Annotated in this window: 14 protein-coding genes; 1 reads left to right on the top strand and 13 read right to left on the bottom strand. The window is 70.7% G+C overall.

Features of this window, described 5'->3' with window-relative positions:
- Positions 1-8 precede the first annotated feature (8 nt).
- The 5 genes from OHA17_RS29175 to OHA17_RS29155 form a co-directional block, all read right to left on the bottom strand.
- On the bottom strand, positions 9-1595 hold the full coding sequence (locus OHA17_RS29175; protein ID WP_406509022.1) for a Na+/H+ antiporter: 1587 nt from the start codon (positions 1593-1595) through the stop codon (positions 9-11).
- Between the two features lie 113 nt (positions 1596-1708).
- Positions 1709-2170: a GNAT family N-acetyltransferase gene (locus OHA17_RS29170; protein WP_398876806.1), complete on the bottom strand. Its 462-nt coding sequence runs from the start codon at positions 2168-2170 to the stop codon at positions 1709-1711.
- Positions 2167-3108 carry an RluA family pseudouridine synthase gene (locus OHA17_RS29165; protein ID WP_406509021.1) on the bottom strand — a complete coding sequence of 314 codons (942 nt, stop codon included), beginning with the start codon at positions 3106-3108 and terminating at the stop codon, positions 2167-2169. The genes OHA17_RS29170 and OHA17_RS29165 overlap by 4 nt, the downstream gene beginning before the upstream one ends.
- Positions 3109-3178: 70 nt before the next feature.
- The gene (gene lspA, locus OHA17_RS29160; RefSeq protein WP_406509020.1) at positions 3179-3745 is read right to left on the bottom strand and encodes a signal peptidase II; all 567 of its coding nucleotides are present in this window, start codon (positions 3743-3745) and stop codon (positions 3179-3181) included.
- 62 nt (positions 3746-3807) lie between these two features.
- Positions 3808-4788 (bottom strand): TraR/DksA family transcriptional regulator, encoded by a 981-nt coding sequence (locus OHA17_RS29155; RefSeq protein ID WP_406509019.1) that lies wholly within the window; start codon positions 4786-4788, stop codon positions 3808-3810.
- Positions 4789-5353: 565 nt separating this feature from the next.
- Here OHA17_RS29155 and ileS point away from each other — a divergent pair.
- The gene (gene ileS, locus OHA17_RS29150) at positions 5354-8494 is read left to right on the top strand and encodes an isoleucine--tRNA ligase (protein ID WP_406509018.1); all 3141 of its coding nucleotides are present in this window, start codon (positions 5354-5356) and stop codon (positions 8492-8494) included.
- A gap of 667 nt (positions 8495-9161) precedes the next feature.
- Here the strand turns inward: ileS and OHA17_RS29145 are convergent.
- The 8 genes from OHA17_RS29145 to murG all read right to left on the bottom strand — a co-directional run bounded on the left by OHA17_RS29145 (position 9162) and on the right by murG (position 16347).
- Positions 9162-10313, bottom strand: a complete 1152-nt coding sequence (locus tag OHA17_RS29145) for a DivIVA domain-containing protein (protein ID WP_406509017.1) — start codon at positions 10311-10313, stop codon at positions 9162-9164.
- A 49-nt stretch (positions 10314-10362) separates the two neighbouring features.
- Positions 10363-10647, bottom strand: coding sequence for a YggT family protein (locus OHA17_RS29140; RefSeq protein WP_053727781.1), 285 nt, complete (start codon positions 10645-10647; stop codon positions 10363-10365).
- 72 nt (positions 10648-10719) lie between these two features.
- The gene (locus OHA17_RS29135; RefSeq protein WP_053727780.1) at positions 10720-11337 is read right to left on the bottom strand and encodes a cell division protein SepF; all 618 of its coding nucleotides are present in this window, start codon (positions 11335-11337) and stop codon (positions 10720-10722) included.
- A 140-nt stretch (positions 11338-11477) separates the two neighbouring features.
- Positions 11478-12197, bottom strand: coding sequence for a YggS family pyridoxal phosphate-dependent enzyme (locus tag OHA17_RS29130; RefSeq protein WP_406509016.1), 720 nt, complete (start codon positions 12195-12197; stop codon positions 11478-11480).
- Positions 12198-12203: 6 nt separating this feature from the next.
- Positions 12204-12911 (bottom strand): peptidoglycan editing factor PgeF, encoded by a 708-nt coding sequence (gene pgeF / locus OHA17_RS29125; RefSeq protein WP_406509015.1) that lies wholly within the window; start codon positions 12909-12911, stop codon positions 12204-12206.
- A gap of 52 nt (positions 12912-12963) precedes the next feature.
- A complete protein-coding gene (ftsZ, locus tag OHA17_RS29120; protein ID WP_406509014.1) occupies positions 12964-14154 on the bottom strand; it encodes a cell division protein FtsZ in 1191 nt (396 codons plus the stop codon).
- Positions 14155-14431: 277 nt separating this feature from the next.
- Positions 14432-15238 carry a cell division protein FtsQ/DivIB gene (locus OHA17_RS29115; protein ID WP_406509013.1) on the bottom strand — a complete coding sequence of 269 codons (807 nt, stop codon included), beginning with the start codon at positions 15236-15238 and terminating at the stop codon, positions 14432-14434.
- Between the two features lie 23 nt (positions 15239-15261).
- Entirely contained in the window at positions 15262-16347 is a 1086-nt protein-coding gene (murG, locus tag OHA17_RS29110; protein WP_053727775.1) for an undecaprenyldiphospho-muramoylpentapeptide beta-N-acetylglucosaminyltransferase, read from the bottom strand.
- Positions 16348-16349: the final 2 nt, after the last annotated feature.

Genomic DNA, 16349 nt, shown 5'->3' with positions numbered 1-16349 from the left:
CCCCGGGGTCACCGCAGGCTGCGCACGTCCAGCTGCCGCAGCACCCTGTCCACGATCTCCGGGTCGGCCCCCGGCTCGCTGCGCGCGGACAGCACCTCGTGCCGAGCCGCGGACATCATCTCGCGCTGGATGCGCTGAACGGCCCGGAGCCGCTCCACCCGCTTGGCGTACGACTCCCGCCGCTCTTCATCGATCATGTCGGGACTGATCCGCGCCCCCACGTCGTACGCCCGCCGCTGCAACTGCTCCATGACGTCCTCGGGCAGCTCCTCGACGTCCTCGATCTCCTTCAGGCGCCGCTTCGCGGCCTTCGCGGCCCGGATCGCCAGGTCCCGCTCCAGGCCGCGCTCGGCGTCCGTGTCGGCCCGTACGCCCAGCGTCTTGACCAGCCAGGGCAGGGTGAGCCCCTGGAAGACCAGGGTGGTCATGATCACGGCGAAGGCGATGAAGACGATCTCGTCGCGGCCGGGGAAGGGCGAGCCGTCGTCCGTCTTCAGCGGGATGGCGAGCGCGAGGGCCACCGAGGCCACGCCCCGCATCCCGGCCCACCACATGACGATGGTCTCCCGCCAGGACGTGGGGATCTCCTCGTCGTAGTCGCGCTTGGTGTGCAGCCGCTTGGCGAGCCAGGTCGCCGGGAGCAGCCACAGCAGCCGTACGCCCACGACGACGCCGACCACGGCCGCCGCCCAGCCGAACATGTGCAGTTCGCGGCCGGTCGCGGTGCCGAACACGTTGTGGAGTTCGAGCCCGATGAGGCCGAACGCGACGCCGGTGACCAGGGTGTCGACGATCTGCCAGAACGTGGCCCCGGCGAGCCGGCCCTGTACGTCGTCGGCGTCCATCGTGTGCTCGGCGAGGAACAGCGCCACGGTCAGCACGGCGAGCACGCCGGAGCCGCCGAACTCCTCGGCCAGTACGTAGCCGACGAACGGGACCAGGAGGGTGAGCCCGATCTGGAGGGTGGGGTCGCCGAGCAGGCCCATCAGCTTGTTGGCGGCCCAGCCGAGGGCGAGGCCGACGACGACCGCGACCACGGCGGACAGCACCAGTTCACCGGCCGCCGACGCCCAGGAGAAGCTCCCGCTCACGGCCGCCGCGATCGCCACGTGGTAGAGCACGATCGCGGTGACGTCGTTGAACAGGCCCTCGCCCTCCAGGATCGACACCAGGCGGCGCGGCAGCCCGAGCGAGCCCGCGACCGCGGTCGCTGCGACCGGGTCGGGCGGTGCGACGAGCGCGCCGAGCGCGACGGCCGCGGCGATCGGCAGCCCCGGCACGATGGAGCTGGCGACGGCCGCGACGGCGGCCGTGGTCACGAAGACCAGCGCCACCGCGAGCAGGAAGATCGGCCGGACGTTGGCGGTGAACTGGCGCCAGGAAGTGCGCTGCACGGAGGCGTAGAGCAGCGGCGGAAGCACCAGCGGAAGGATGAACTCCGGCGGGACGTCCACGTTCGGCACGAACGGCAGCAGCGCCATCACGATCCCGCCGATCGTCATGAGCACCGGCGCGGGCAGCCCGAGGCGGTCCCCCAACGGGACCGTGACCACCGCGCCGAGAAGGAGCACGAGCAGCAGGGCCAGCTGATCCACGGATGCCCTCCGGGGCGGTGCGGGCCTGGGCGGCCTGGACGATCAAGGCCTCCAGCGTGCCACGCAACCTGCCCGAACCGCCCACCGAGGGGCAAAGCGCTCGGAGAGCGGCGCTACGGGAGCGCCCGCCGCATCGCGCGGTGCTCGATCCCCGCGTCCTGGAACTCCGGGCCGTACGCCTCGTACCCGAGCCGCTCGTAGAAGCCCAGCGCCTGCGTCTGCGCGTGCAGGTCGACCGCGGTGAGGCCGCGCTCACGGGCGGCGTCCTCGATGGCGCGCACCAGGGCCGCGCCCACGCCGAGCCCGCGGGCCGCCGCGGTGACCGCGAGCCGGCCGAGCGAGCCGACGCCCGCGTCTCCCGTCTTGTGCAGCACGTCGGGCCCGTACAGGAGCCGCCCGGTGCCGAGGGGTCCCTGGTCGCCCTCGGCGAGGACGTGCAGGGCACGCGCGTCGTACGCGTCGTACTCCACGTCCTCGGGGACCTGCTGCTCGACCACGAACACCTGCTTGCGCACGGCGAAGCAGGCCTCCCGGTCGGCGGCGTCCTCGGCGATGCGGACCCGGTAAGTGGTCACTCGCTCTCGGCCCGGATCGTGTCGAGGGCGTACTGGAGGTCCTCCGGGTACTGGCTCTCGAACTCGACCCACTGGCCGTCGGAGGGGTGCTCGAAGCCGAGCCGCACCGCGTGCAGCCACTGGCGCGTGAGCTTGAGGCGCTTGGCGATGGTGGGGTCGGCGCCGTAGGTGAGGTCGCCGACGCAGGGGTGGCGGTGGGCCGACATGTGCACGCGGATCTGGTGCGTGCGGCCCGTCTCCAGCTTGATGTCGAGCAGCGAGGCGGCGCGGAAGGCCTCGATCAGGTCGTAGTGCGTGACCGACGGCTTGCCCTCGGCGGTCACGGCCCACTTGTAGTCGTGGTTGGGGTGGCGCCCGATCGGGGCGTCGATGGTGCCGCTCATCGGGTCCGGGTGGCCCTGCACGAGCGCGTGGTAGCGCTTGTCGACGACCCGCTCGCGGAACTGCGCCTTGAGCGAGGTGTAGGCCCGCTCGGACTTGGCGACGACCATCAGGCCGGAGGTGCCGACGTCGAGGCGGTGCACGATGCCCTGGCGCTCGGCGGCGCCGGAGGTGGAGATGCGGTAACCGGCCGCGGCGAGGCCGCCGATGACCGTGGTGCCCGTCCAGCCCGGGCTCGGGTGGGCGGCGACGCCCACCGGCTTCATGATCACGACGATGTCGTCGTCGTCGTGGACGATCTCCATGCCCTCGACGGGCTCGGCGACGATCTGGACGGGGGCCGCCGCCTGCGGCATCTCGACCTCAAGCCAGGCCCCGCCGTGCACCCGCTCGGACTTGCCGACCACGGCGCCGTCGACCTGGACCTTCCCCGCCGCGGCAAGCTCGGCCGCCTTGGTACGGGAAAACCCGAACATGCGGGAGATGGCGGCGTCGACGCGCTCGCCTTCGAGGCCGTCGGGAACGGGCAGGGTGCGGATCTCGGGAATCGTGCTCACCCGTCGAGTATGCCTTGCCCCGCCGACATCCCCCGCCGCGCGTCCGGCGCCGGGGCCCCGGGCGAGGTGCTCAGTCCTTGTGGACGGTGCCGTCCGGGTCGAGGCCGCGGAAGGAGAGGATCACGATCAGGATGCCGCCGCACACGATCGCCGAGTCGGCGAGGTTGAAGACCGCGAAGCCCTTGGGGGCGATGAAGTCGACGACCGCGCCCTCGAAGATGCCGGGCGAACGGAAGATCCGGTCGGTGAGGTTGCCGAGCGCACCGCCGAGCAGCAGGCCGAGCGCGATCGCCCACGGCAGGCTGTAGAGCTTGCGCGCGAGCCGCGCGATCACCACGATCACGGTCGCCGCGATGATCGTGAAGATCACCGTGAACGCCTCGCCGATCCCGAAGGCGGCGCCCGCGTTCCTGATCGCGTTCAGCTGGAGCAGATCACCGATGACCTTGATCGGCTCGTGGTGCTCCAGCCTGGCCACCACGAGCATCTTGCTGCCGAGGTCGAGAAGGTAGGCGCAGAGTGCCACCGCGAACAGCACGGCGATCTTCCGCTTGCCCTTCGGCTGCTCGGCAGGGGCCGCCTGCTCGTCGGCCCCTTCCACATCCGGCGTACCGATGATGCGCTCCGCCTCTGCCACGTGAGTCCCTCAACCGACTAGGTGCCTGACTGAGCACGAGGGTACGGCACACCTGTACGGAGTCAGCCCCGCCGTTCCTGCTTCTGCTTGTCCTCGACGCACAGGGTGGCGCGCGGGAACGCCTGCATCCGGGCCTTGCCGATCGGCTTCCCGCAGACCTCGCAGTAGCCGTACGTCCCGGCGTCCAGGCGCTCCAGGGCGTGCTCGGTCTGCTCCAGGGTCTCGCGGGCGTTGGCGGCGAGCGCCATCTCGTGCTCGCGGGTGATGTTCTTGGTCCCGGTGTCGGCGTCGTCGTCGCCCGCACCGTCGCCCGAGTCACGCATCAGGCCGCTCAGTGCCGTCTCCGAGGCCGCGATCTCGCTGCGCAGCCGCAGCACCTCGCTGGTCAGCTCGTTGCGGGCCTCGGCGACCTCCTCCGGGGTCCACGGGTCCTCGCCGGGCCGGACCGGAAGCTCCCCCGGGGCGGTCGTGGCGACGGCACGGGCCGCCGGCACCGCCGACGCCGCGGCGGCCCTGGCCGCCGTTGCCCCTCCCGCAGTCTTCTTCGCAACCACCTTTTTGGCTCCCGTCTCTTCCGCGGCCGCAGCCGCCCCCTGGGCCGCGGTCGCGGCCTTCCTGGCGCCCGCCCCGGCCGACTTCGCCGGCGCCGTCTTGTCGGTCGCCTTGTCGGACGCGGCCCGCGCCGTCCCGGTTGCCTTGCCGGCCGCAGCCTTCTTGGCGACGGCCTTTTTCGCGGCCTTCTTGGCCGTCTTCCTGGCCGTCTTCTTGACGGGCGCCGCCTCGGCCGTCTCCTCGGCGGCTGACTCCTCAGCCGTCGTCTCCTCGGCCTCGGCCGCCTCCGCCGAAGCGGTCTCGGCAGTCCTGGTGGCCTTTGCGGTCTTGGCACCAGCGGTCTTCTTCGCCGCCGTCTTCTTGGCTGCGGTGCTCTTCTTCCCGTTCGTGTCCTTGGCCGCCGAGCCCGTGGTGGCACCTGCGGCAGCACGTGTGGCACCGGCTCTCCTGGACGCCGTTGTGGTCTCTACGGCGGTCTTCTTCGCCACCATGGCCGCGGCCCCTTCACATATTGTGATCTTGCACGCGAATCGTGCTGGGACGATAAATCGACCCCAGGCCCGCGGCAACGGGGCACGCCGCCGGTTCGCCCCGCCCCGGACCGGCGGCAAGACGAACCTGCATCCGTTGTGCCCAGCTCCCGGCCCGGTAATCCGCCGGACGGGCGGAGCCGGACTCCGCCGGGGGCCGTATGGCCATTCGGGTCATGTACGCGCCCTCTGCCACGGCCCGGCGAAAACCGGTCTGCCGCCCTTCGCCGGGCCCCGTACACTGGCCGAAGCGAGAGGCGTGGACGGGACGAGTAGCGGCGTACGCAGCCAAGAGCGATCCGGGGACGGTGTGAGCCCGGAGGCGAGCGCGCGGTGAAGATCACCCCCGAGCCGCCGGAAGAAAGGCTCCCCACCGGGGAGTCCGGTAGAACCGGCTTCGCGACCCCAATGAGGGGGCGGTGTTCCGCACACCGCCAAGGAGGGTGGTACCGCGGGAAGCGCCCCACGAGGGCCGCCTCTCGTCCCTCCGACGGAACCGCACGACGATCCGCCGGAGGATGAACGGATGTCGCAGTACCGCCAGGTGCCCGCCCAGGTAGACCTGCCCGCCCTTGAGCACGCCGTGCTCGACTTCTGGGAGCGGTCCAAGGTCTTCGCCAAGAGCCTCGAACAGTCCGAGGGCCGCCCCGAGTGGGTCTTCTACGAGGGCCCGCCCACCGCCAACGGCATGCCGGGCGCGCACCACATCGAGGCCCGCGTCTTCAAGGACGTCTTCCCCCGCTTCCGCACGATGCAGGGCTACCACGTGGCCCGCAAGGCCGGCTGGGACTGCCACGGCCTGCCCGTCGAGCTGGCGGTCGAGAAGGAGCTCGGCTTCAACGGCAAGAAGGACATCGAGGCGTACGGCATCGCCGAGTTCAACGCCAAGTGCCGCGAGTCCGTGACCCGCCACACCGACGCCTTCGCCGACCTCACGACCCGGATGGGCTACTGGGTCGACCTGGACGACGCCTACCGCACCATGGACCCGCAGTACGTCGAGTCCGTGTGGTGGTCCCTGAAGGAGATCTTCAACAAGGGCCTGCTCACCCAGGACCACCGCGTCGCCCCCTGGTGCCCGCGCTGCGGCACGGGCCTCTCGGACCACGAGCTGGCGCAGGGCTACGAGACGGTCGTCGACCCCTCGGTCTTCGTCCGCTTCCCGCTCACCGGCGGCCCGCTCGCGGGCGAGGCGGCCCTCCTGGTGTGGACGACGACCCCGTGGACCCTGGTGTCCAACACGGCGGTCGCGGCCCACCCCGAGGTGACGTACGTCGTCGCGACGAACGGCGAAGAGAAGCTGGTCGTGGCCGAGCCGCTCCTGGAGAAGGCGCTCGGCGAGGGCTGGTCGGTGACCGGCCAGAGCTTCACCGGCGCCGAGATGGAGCGCTGGACCTACCAGCGCCCCTTCGAGCTGGTCGAGTTCCCGGCGCCCGCCCACTACGTGGTGAACGCCGACTACGTGACGACCGAGGACGGTACGGGTCTGGTCCACCAGTCCCCCGCCTTCGGCGCCGACGACCTCCTGGTCTGCAAGGCGTACGGACTGCCGGTCGTGAACCCGGTCCGCCCCGACGGCACCTTCGAGGAGGACGTCCCGCTGGTCGGCGGCGTCTTCTTCAAGAAGGCGGACGAAAAGCTGACGGAGGACCTCAAGGAGCGCGGCCTGCTCTTCCGCCACGTCCCGTACGAGCACAGCTACCCGCACTGCTGGCGCTGCCACACCGCGCTGCTCTACTACGCGCAGCCGTCCTGGTACATCCGCACCACCGCCGTCAAGGACGCGATGCTGCGGGAGAACGAGAAGACCAACTGGTTCCCCGACTCGGTCAAGGAAGGCCGCTTCGGCGACTGGCTGAAGAACAACATCGACTGGGCGCTGTCCCGCAACCGCTACTGGGGCACCCCGCTGCCCATCTGGCGCTGCGAGGAGGGCCACCTGACCTGCGTCGGCTCGCGCGCGGAGCTGACCGAGCTGACGGGCACGGACCAGTCGGCCCTGGACCCGCACCGCCCGTACATCGACGACGTGACGTTCACCTGCACCGACGAGGGCTGCGCCCTGACCGCGGTGCGCGTGCCGGAGGTCATCGACGCCTGGTACGACTCGGGTTCGATGCCGTTCGCGCAGTACGGCTACCCGCACCGGAACAAGGAGCTCTTCGAGTCCCGCTACCCGGCGCAGTTCATCAGCGAGGCCATCGACCAGACCCGCGGCTGGTTCTACACGCTGATGGCCGTGGGCACCCTGGTCTTCGACAAGTCCAGTTACGAGAACGTCGTGTGCCTGGGCCACATCCTGGCCGAGGACGGCCGCAAGATGTCCAAGCACCTCGGCAACACCCTGCAGCCGATCCCGCTGATGGACCAGCACGGCGCCGACGCGGTGCGCTGGTTCATGGCGGCCGGCGGCTCCCCGTGGGCCGCGCGCCGGGTGGGCCACGGCACGATCCAGGAGGTCGTGCGCAAGACGCTCCTGACCTACTGGAACACGATCGCCTTCCAGGCCCTGTACGCCCGTACGTCCAACTGGGCGCCCAGCGCGGCGGACCCGGCCCCGGCCGACCGCACGGTCCTGGACCGCTGGCTGCTCTCCGAGCTCAACTCCCTTGTGGAGGGCGTCACTTCGGCCCTGGAGTCGTACGACACCCAGAAGGCGGGCAAGCTGCTCTCCTCCTTCGTCGACGACCTCTCCAACTGGTACGTACGCCGCTCGCGCCGCCGCTTCTGGCAGGGCGACAAGGCGGCCCTTCGCACCCTGCACGACGTGGTCGAGACGGTGACCCGTCTGATGGCCCCGCTGACGCCGTTCATCACCGAGCGCGTCTGGCAGGACATGGTGGTGCCGGTGACCCCGGACGCCCCGGAGTCCGTCCACCTCACGTCCTGGCCGAAGGCGGACACAGCGGCGATCGACCCGGCGCTCTCCTCGCAGATGGCGCTGGTACGCCGCCTGGTGGAGCTGGGCCGGGCCACCCGCGCGGAGTCGGGCGTCAAGACCCGCCAGCCCCTCTCGCGCGCCCTGGTCGCGGTGACGGGCTTCGAGACCCTCTCGACCGAACTGCACGCACAGATCACGGAGGAGCTGAACGTCTCCTCCCTGGCCTCCCTCTCCGAGGTCGGCGGCTCGCTGGTCGACACCACGGCGAAGGCCAACTTCCGAGCCCTGGGCAAGCGGTTCGGCAAGGGCGTGCAGGACGTGGCGAAGGCGGTGGCGGCGGCCGACGCGGCGGCCCTGTCCGCCTCGCTGCGCGACACGGGCACGGCATCGGTCGAGGTCAACGGCGAGCCCGTATCGCTGGCGCCCGACGAGGTCATCATCACCGAGACCCCCCGCGAGGGCTGGTCGGTGGCCTCGGACTCCGGCGCGACCGTCGCCCTCGACCTGGAGATCACCCCGGAGCTGCGCCTGGCGGGCCTGGCCCGTGACGCGATCCGGCTGATCCAGGAGGCGCGCAAGAACAGCGGCCTGGACGTGGCGGACCGGATCGCGGTGCGCTGGGAGTCCACCGACCCGGAGGTCACCTCGGCCCTGACGGCCCACGCGTCGCTGATCGCGGACGAGGTTCTGGCGACGGATTACGCAGCGGGCTCTGCCGACGCCACGTACGGCGAGGAGTTCAAGGACGAGCCGCTCTCCCTGACCTTCCGCCTCCGCAAGGCGTAACGGCCCCCTCGCACCGACGGCCCGCCCCTGGAATCCCGGGGGCGGGCCGTCGCGTTTGTCTCCCCCACCCCGCCCCTTCCCGAGACCCTCCGGGGGTGGGGGTGGGGAGGGTCGTTTCCTGGGGGCTGCGCCCCCAGACCTCCTGACGGGGGCTGCCGCCCCGCGCCCCCGCTCCGGGGCCCCGCCCCGGACCCCGTTCGCGCCTGAAGGGCGCTCGTCCTCAACCGCCGGACAGGCTGAAGATGCCGGTGCTGGCCAGGATCAACCTGCTAGGGGCGCGGGGAACTGCGCGACCAGCCACGAACGGCCCGCAGCCGAAGTCGGACCGCGGGGACCCGGGGGCAACGCCCCGGCAACGGACCTCAGCCCATCCCCACCCCCGGAGGGTTTAGGGAAGGGGCGGGGAGGGGCCAACAGGGTCCGGGGCGGAGCCCGGCGCATCCCGCCCGGACGCAAACCCGCCCCCGGAGCCACGCGGCGGAGCCGCAGAGTGTCACAGCGGGAAGGGGCGGGGTGGGGGCAAAGCCCGCCGCAGGCGTCCACCACCCGCAGCCGGCCGACCGCCCCCGTCCAGGGGCACGGCAAAGGGCCGGTACCAGGGGGAAACCCCGGTACCGGCCCTCGCAGCCTGCCGACGGCTACGCGCGGGTCACGCGCGCAGACCCCGTCAGTTGTCGTCCTCGTCGATCAGAAAGCCGCGCATCGGCGAAGGAGCCTGCTGCATGGGCGAAGGCCCCTGCGGCCGCACCGGCGCCATCGGCTGCGTCATCGCCGGCGACATCTGCTGCTGGCCACCGTAGGACGGCGCACTCGGCATGGACTGCTGGCCGCCCATGGACGGCTGGCCACCCATCGGGTGCCCCATCGCACCGGCACCGGCCGACGCCATGGACCCGCTCATCTGCGGGGCCGGCGGCAGCGACGCGGTCGCCGGGGTACGCGGCGGCGCGAGCGAGTCGTCGGCCTGGGTCTCCAGCTGACGCAGCTGGGACTCCAGGTAGGACTTCAGCCGCGTGCGGTACTCGCGCTCGAAGCCGCGCAGGTCCTCGACCTTGCGCTCCAGCGTGGCGCGGGCGGACTCCAGGGAGCCCATCGCGACGCGGTGCTTTTCCTGCGCGTCCCGCTCCAGGGCGTCCGCCTTGGCACGGGCGTCGCGCTCCAGACCCTCGGCACGGGACCGGGCCTCGCCGACGATCTTGTTGGCCTCGGAACGGGCCTCCGCGATCGCCTGGTCGGCGGTCTGCTGCGCGAGCGAGAGCACCCGGGCGGCGCTGTCGCCACCGGGAGCCGGGGCCGGCTGTCCCATCTGCGGACCATGGCCGCCCATGGGGCCACCCATCTGGCCCATGGGGCCCTGACCGAGCTGGTTCTGGCCCATGGGGCCCTGACCCAGCTGGTTCTGGCCCATCGGACCCTGACCCATGGGGCCCTGGCCCATCTGGCCCGGGCCGTGCTGGCCCTGCGGGCCGTGGCCGCCAGGTCCTGCGGGCAGCTGCGGCGCACCGCTGGGCAGCTGGGGCGGACCCATCTGCGGCTGCTGCTGGACCTGCGGCGGACCGGATATGGCGGCGGGCACGGGGGCACCCGGGCCTCGGCCGTCCTGCGGCTCCTGCTTGCGCATGCCCTGCTGCTGGTTCTGCGCGGCGGCGCGGGTGGCGGCGGCCAGCTTGGCGCGCAGATCCTCGTTCTCGCGCAGCAGTCGCGTCAGCTCCGACTCGACCTCGTCGAGGAAGGCATCAACCTCGTCCTCGTCATAGCCTTCTCGGAGGCGGACCGTCGTGAACTGCTTGTTCCGCACGTCCTCGGGGGTCAGCGGCATCTCTTCTTCACCTCTACGTAGTCGTCGGCAGTCGGCAGGACCGTATCGTTCACAACCTGACCACGATGCTGATCAGGATGTAGACGATGATCATCAGAACGAAGAAGGACAGGTCGAGTGCCACGCCCCCGAGACGCAGCGGCGGAATGAACCGCCGCAGAAGCTTGAGCGGTGGATCGGTGACAGTGTAGGTGGCCTCAAGAATGACCACCATCGCCTTGCCGGGTTGCCATGAACGGGCGAACTGGAAGACGTAGTCCATGACGAGCCGGAAGATCAGCACGATGAGGAAGCACATCAGCGCGATGTAGACCACCTGTAGTGCGACGCCCATCTCGCGCTTCCCTCTCCCCTTGCTTCACAAGCCCCGGCCCGTTCCCGGCCGGTTCGTTCCCGGTGTCGTGTCTCAGCTCTGGTTGAAGAATCCGCCCTCTGCGATGCGGGCCTTGTCCTCCGCCGTGACATCGACGTTAGCAGGAGACAGCAGGAACACCTTCTGCGTCACCCGTTCAATGCTGCCGTGCAGGCCGAAGACGAGTCCGGCGGCAAAGTCGACAAGTCGCTTCGCGTCGGTGTCGTCCATCTCCGTGAGATTCATGATCACCGGGGTGCCCTCGCGGAAGTGTTCCCCGATGGTACGGGCCTCGTTGTAGGTCCGCGGGTGCAGCGTGGTGATGCGGTACGGCTCCCGCTCGGACACGACCTTGGGCATGATCACCGGTGCGTTCTTCTCCAGGCTCGGACGTTCAGGTGTGATGGACGCCACGGGTGCAATTCGCGCCGGACGCCCGCTTTCTACCGATAGCTGAACCGGTTCCCTCGGCGCCGGAGGCTGAGTTGCTCGTACCGGTTCGTCCCGTTCGTCCTGGAGCGGGGACTGGTGCGGGGGCTGGTGCCGCCGACGGTCGCGCTCCGGTTCGGGCTCGGGCTCGAAATCGTCGTCGGGGTCGAATCCCCGGCCGTCGTACCCATCGTCCTCCACGAGGCCGAGGTAGACCGCCATCTTGCGCATCGCGCCGGCCATGCTCAGATTCCTCCGCTCTGTGGTGGATCGCTCCTGTCGCCAAGTGGCAGCGTCACCAAGGGCCCACGATCCACGCGGTCTGCCCACCGAAGAGTGGGAATGACCATATTTTCTGCTGTGGTCCGACTTGCTTCGCGACGTTACCCGAGCCGGGGTCGGACTCCGAGTACCGCCGTTCCGACGCGTACATGTGTCGCTCCGGCCGCAACGGCCTCTTCGAGGTCCGCACTCATCCCTGCTGACACCATGTTCGCAGCCGGATGGTCCGCGCGCAGGCGGGATGAGAATTCCAGCAGCCGCTCGAAGGCGGCCCGTTGCCGGCCGGCGTACTCACCGGCCAGCGGCGCCACCGTCATCAGACCGTCGAGCCGGAGCCCGGGCGCCCGGTCGACCAGCGCGGCCAACTCTTCGATTCCGTCGGGGGCGACGCCTCCGCGCTCGCCCCGCGCGCCGGACTCGGCGTCCAGGGCGACCTGGATCAGACAGCCCAGCTCCCGCCCGGCCCGGACGGCCGCGGTCGAGAGCGAGCCGATCAGCTTGGCCCGGTCGATCGACTGCACCATATCGGCATAACCAGCAACAGAACGAACCTTGTTGGTCTGCAACTGGCCCACGAAGTGCCAGGTCAGGTCGAGGTCCGCACAGGCCGCCGCCTTGGGGGCCGCGTCCTGGTCGCGGTTCTCCGCGACATGGCGTACGCCCAGCTCGTGCAGCAGGCGCACGTCGCTCGCCGGGTAGGTCTTGGTGACCACGATGAGGGTCACGTCCGCCCGCTTGCGCCCGGCCGCGGCGCAGGCTGAGGCGATACGTTCCTCCACCCGTGCCAGGTTCGCGGCGAGTTCCGTCTTGCGATCCGTCATGAGTCGTCAGTCCAGCCAGACATATCCGGCGAGCCGCCCAGTGGTGCGGTCGCGGCGGTACGAGAAGTGGTCGAGCGATTCGAGCGTGCAGACCGGTGAGGCCTCGACGTCGGTGACGCCGAGGGCCGCCAGTTGTACGTGCACCCCCGCGGTGACGTCCACGGCGGGCGTGCCCCAGCTGGTCTCGGACCAGGCGGCGGGCTCGGCCTCGGCGACCTCGGCCCGCATCCGCTCGGGCACTTCGTAACAGCGTCCGCAGACGGCGGGGCCGGTGCGGGCGACGATCCGGGCCGGGTCGGCGCCGAGCGAGACCATCGCCTCGACGGCGGCGGGCACCACGCCCGCCACCATTCCCGGCCGGCCCGCGTGGGCCGCGCCCGCGACCCCCGCCACCGGGTCGGCGAGGAGGACCGGGGTGCAGTCCGCGGTGAGTACGGCGAGCGCGGTGTCGCGACGGCCCGTCACCACCGCGTCCACCGCGGTCGCGTCACCCGGGCCGAAGGGGCCGTCGACGACGGCGACCTCGCGGCCGTGCACCTGGTTCATCCAGACCACCCGGGCCGGGTCAAGACCGAGCGACCCGGCGGCGAGCTCGCGGTTGGCGCGGACCGAGGCGGGGTCGTCGCCGACCGCGCCGCCGAGGTTGAGCTCCTCGTACGGAACGGCGCTCACCCCGCCCCACCGGTCGGTGAAGGCGAAGTGCGCGCCGCTCACAGTGCCCTGCTCTCGTATCACTTCAAGAGATCGCTTCGAAACGTCACTTCAGTCACTTGAGGAAGTCCGGGACGTCCAGCTCTTCGGCCTGGCTGTCCGGGTAGGGACGGGCCGTCGGGATGGCCGAGGGGGCCGGGGCCTCGTTGACCGGGGCGGGCTCGACCGGGGCCGGCGGCTCCTCGCGGACCGTGCCGAGTCCGCCGAGCGGGCGGGACACCTCGGACGGGCGCGAAGGCGCGGGCTCGTCGCGCTTGCCGGCGGAGGCGCTGAGCACGTTCTCCCGGCGGGCCGGCGGCTGTCCGCCGTCGAAGCCGGCCGCGATGACCGTGACGCGCACCTCGTCGCCCAGGGCGTCGTCGATGACCGCGCCGAAGATGATGTTGGCCTCGGGGTGGGCGGCCTCGCTGACCAACTGGGCCGCCTCGTTGATCTCGAAGAGACCGAGGTCCGAGCCGCCGGAGATGGACAGGAGCACGCCGCGGGCGCCGTCGATGGAGGCTTCCAGGAGCGGCGAGGAGATCGCCATCTCGGCCGCGGCCACCGCGCGGTCGTCGCCGCGGGCCGAGCCGATGCCCATGAGCGCCGAACCGGCTTCCGACATGACCGACTTGACGTCGGCGAAGTCGAGGTTGATGAGGCCCGGCGTGGTGATCAGGTCCGTGATGCCCTGGACACCGCTGAGCAGCACCTGGTCCGCGGACTTGAATGCGTCCAGGACGCTGACCTGGCGGTCGGAGATGGAGAGCAGCCGGTCGTTCGGGATGACGATGAGGGTGTCGACCTCTTCGCGGAGCTCGGCGATGCCGTCCTCCGCCTGGTTCGCCCGGCGCCGGCCCTCGAAGGTGAACGGGCGGGTGACCACACCGATCGTCAGGGCGCCGAGCGAGCGCGCGATGTTGGCGACGACGGGGGCGCCGCCGGTGCCGGTGCCGCCGCCTTCGCCGGCGGTGACGAAGACCATGTCGGCCCCCTTGAGGACCTCCTCGATCTCCTCACGGTGGTCCTCTGCCGCCTTGCGGCCGACTGCCGGGTTGGCTCCGGCCCCGAGACCGCGGGTGAGTTCACGGCCGACGTCGAGCTTGACGTCGGCGTCGCTCATCAACAGTGCTTGTGCGTCAGTGTTGATCGCGATGAACTCGACGCCCTTGAGGCCGACCTCGATCATTCGGTTGATGGCATTGACACCACCGCCGCCGACACCGATGACCTTGATGACTGCGAGGTAGTTCTGCGGTGCTGCCACGTCGAAGGCCTCTCGCCTCGAGTTACGGGTCGTCACTTCGCGGTTGCCGCAAGGTGACGACGAATGCCGATTGGGACGGTCCGTATCGCCGGCCCGAACCCTAACGTTGAAGTTTAGGGTTACCAGTGTGTCTGTTCGCTGGACTCTTCCGAACAGGACACTAAGTCGACAAGTGGCGCGCGTTCAACGAACACGCCGAACCTCCCGTTTTTCTTTTCACCCTATGTGATCACCCGTGTCGCTGACCAACCAGGGTGCTGGCCAGCGCGTATGTCCGTCAACTACCCGATACCGCAGGGGCGGTGGGGGCGCTCACATCGAAGCGGGCCGACTTCGGCCGCGCTTTCATCAGTGCACTGAGGGTACGTCCCTTCAGCTCACCCTCCTCGTCGCTTCCCCACAGGACGGTGCGGCCGCCGGTCAACTCCAGCGTGACGGAGTCGTACGTGGAAATCTTGACGGAACGCGTCTCCTTGGCGACGGCGGGCGGGAGTTCGCCCGTGATGCGTACCGCTTCGAGGACCAGCCGGTCGGTGCCGAAGCGCCGCTGGCTCGGGGACTTCGAGGGGGTCAATTCGAGCAGCGGGAGGCCACCCAGGGGCTGTTGGATGGTGGCGAAACGCACACCCTTCGCGTCCACTTCGTCGAACTTCGCACCGTTCTTCATGACCAGCGCGGGCTTGCGTTCGGTCACTTTCAGACCGATCCCGTGCGGCCACGAACGGACCACCTCGACGGAGTCGATACGCCGCAGCTTCTGGCGCAATCGCGCCTCAATCGCGCCTGTATCGACGGAAATCAGCGGCGAACCGATCGGCACCGCGGCCACCGCCTCCACCTCATCGGGCGTCAGAATCTGTGTCCCGATGGTCTTCACGTGCTCGACGCGCAGCCAGGTGGAGGCGTAAAGCACCCAGATGGCGCCCGCACCGAGCAGCGCGGCGGCGATGCCGAGGACGATCAGACCGCGCCGACGGGGCAGCCGGAAGCGGCGGCCGCGCTGGGGACGGGGGCCGGACCGGCCGGACTTCACGGACTTCTTGGTCTGTCCGCCACCGCGCTGAGCGGTCGCCTGTCCGGCCACGGTCCCTGCCTTCCGTCAGTTGATCAGCGTCCTGCGATGGCCTCGTACACCATCTGCACGAGGAGTTGGTCGGCGTCGCGCCGCCCGAACTCGGCGGCGGAGCGCGACATCTCGTACAGCCGGTGCGGGTCGGCGAGTACCGGGAGGACGTTGCCCTGCACCCACTCCGGGGTGAGTTCGGCGTCGTCGACGAGGAGGCCGCCGCCGGCCTTGACCACCGGCTGGGCGTTCAGCCGCTGTTCGCCGTTGCCGATCGGCAACGGGACGTAGGCGGCGGGCAGCCCGACGGCGGAGAGTTCGGCGACGGTCATCGCGCCCGCGCGGCAGAGCATCATGTCGGCCGCGGCGTACGCGAGATCCATCCGGTCCACGTACGGTACCGGGACATACGGCGGCATCCCGGGCATGTTGTCGACACGCGGCAGTTCGTTCTTCGGGCCGACCGCGTGCAGGATCTGGATGCCGGAGCGCTGGAGCACCGGGGCGATCTGCTGGATGACCTCGTTCAGGCGCCGGGCGCCCTGCGAGCCGCCGGAGACGAGCAGCGTCGGAAGGCCGGGGTCGAGCCCGAACGCGGCGCGCGCCTCGGGGCGGACCCGGGCCCGGTCGAGGGTCGCGATCGAGTAGCGCAGCGGGATGCCGATGTAGCGGGAGTTGCGCAGCTTGCTGTCCGGGGTGGCGACGGCCACCGAGGCCGCGTACCGCGAGCCGATCTTGTTGGCGAGGCCGGGCCGGGCGTTGGCCTCGTGGACCACGATCGGCACCCCGAGCCGCTTGGCCGCGAGGTAGCCGGGCAGCGCCACGTAGCCGCCGAAGCCGACGACGCAGTCGGCCTTGGTGCGCTCCAGGATCTGCTCGGCGGCCTTGATGGTGCCGCGCAGCCGCCCGGGGACGGTGATCAGCTCAGGGGTGGGCCTGCGGGGCAGCGGGACGGCCGGGATGAGCGCGAGCTCGTAGCCGCGCTCGGGCACGAGCCGGGTCTCCAGGCCCTTCTCCGTACCGAGTGCCGTGATCCCCACGGTGGGGTCCTGCCTGCGCAGGGCGTCCGCGAGGGCGAGCGCGGGCTCGATGTGGCCGGCGGTCCCCCCACCGGCGAGTACGACATGCACCG

Origin of the sequence: Streptomyces sp. NBC_00212, from assembly GCF_045206365.1 — a bacterium.
Lineage (GTDB): Bacteria > Actinomycetota > Actinomycetes > Streptomycetales > Streptomycetaceae > Streptomyces.
Note: the sequence above shows the minus strand (reverse complement) of the source record. Positions and strands in the feature narration are given on the sequence as shown.

What these genes read in the sequence shown, in the direction of transcription:
- ileS (WP_406509018.1), top strand. Translation starts at nt 5,354, where the DNA reads ATGTCGCAGTACCGCCAGGTGCCCGCCCAGGTAGACCTGCCCGCCCTT.
- OHA17_RS29135 (WP_053727780.1), bottom strand. Translation starts at nt 11,337, where the DNA reads ATGGCCGGCGCGATGCGCAAGATGGCGGTCTACCTCGGCCTCGTGGAG.
- OHA17_RS29155 (WP_406509019.1), bottom strand. Translation starts at nt 4,788, where the DNA reads ATGGTGGCGAAGAAGACCGCCGTAGAGACCACAACGGCGTCCAGGAGA.
- OHA17_RS29140 (WP_053727781.1), bottom strand. Translation starts at nt 10,647, where the DNA reads ATGGGCGTCGCACTACAGGTGGTCTACATCGCGCTGATGTGCTTCCTC.
- OHA17_RS29130 (WP_406509016.1), bottom strand. Translation starts at nt 12,197, where the DNA reads ATGACGGATCGCAAGACGGAACTCGCCGCGAACCTGGCACGGGTGGAG.
- OHA17_RS29145 (WP_406509017.1), bottom strand. Translation starts at nt 10,313, where the DNA reads ATGCCGCTGACCCCCGAGGACGTGCGGAACAAGCAGTTCACGACGGTC.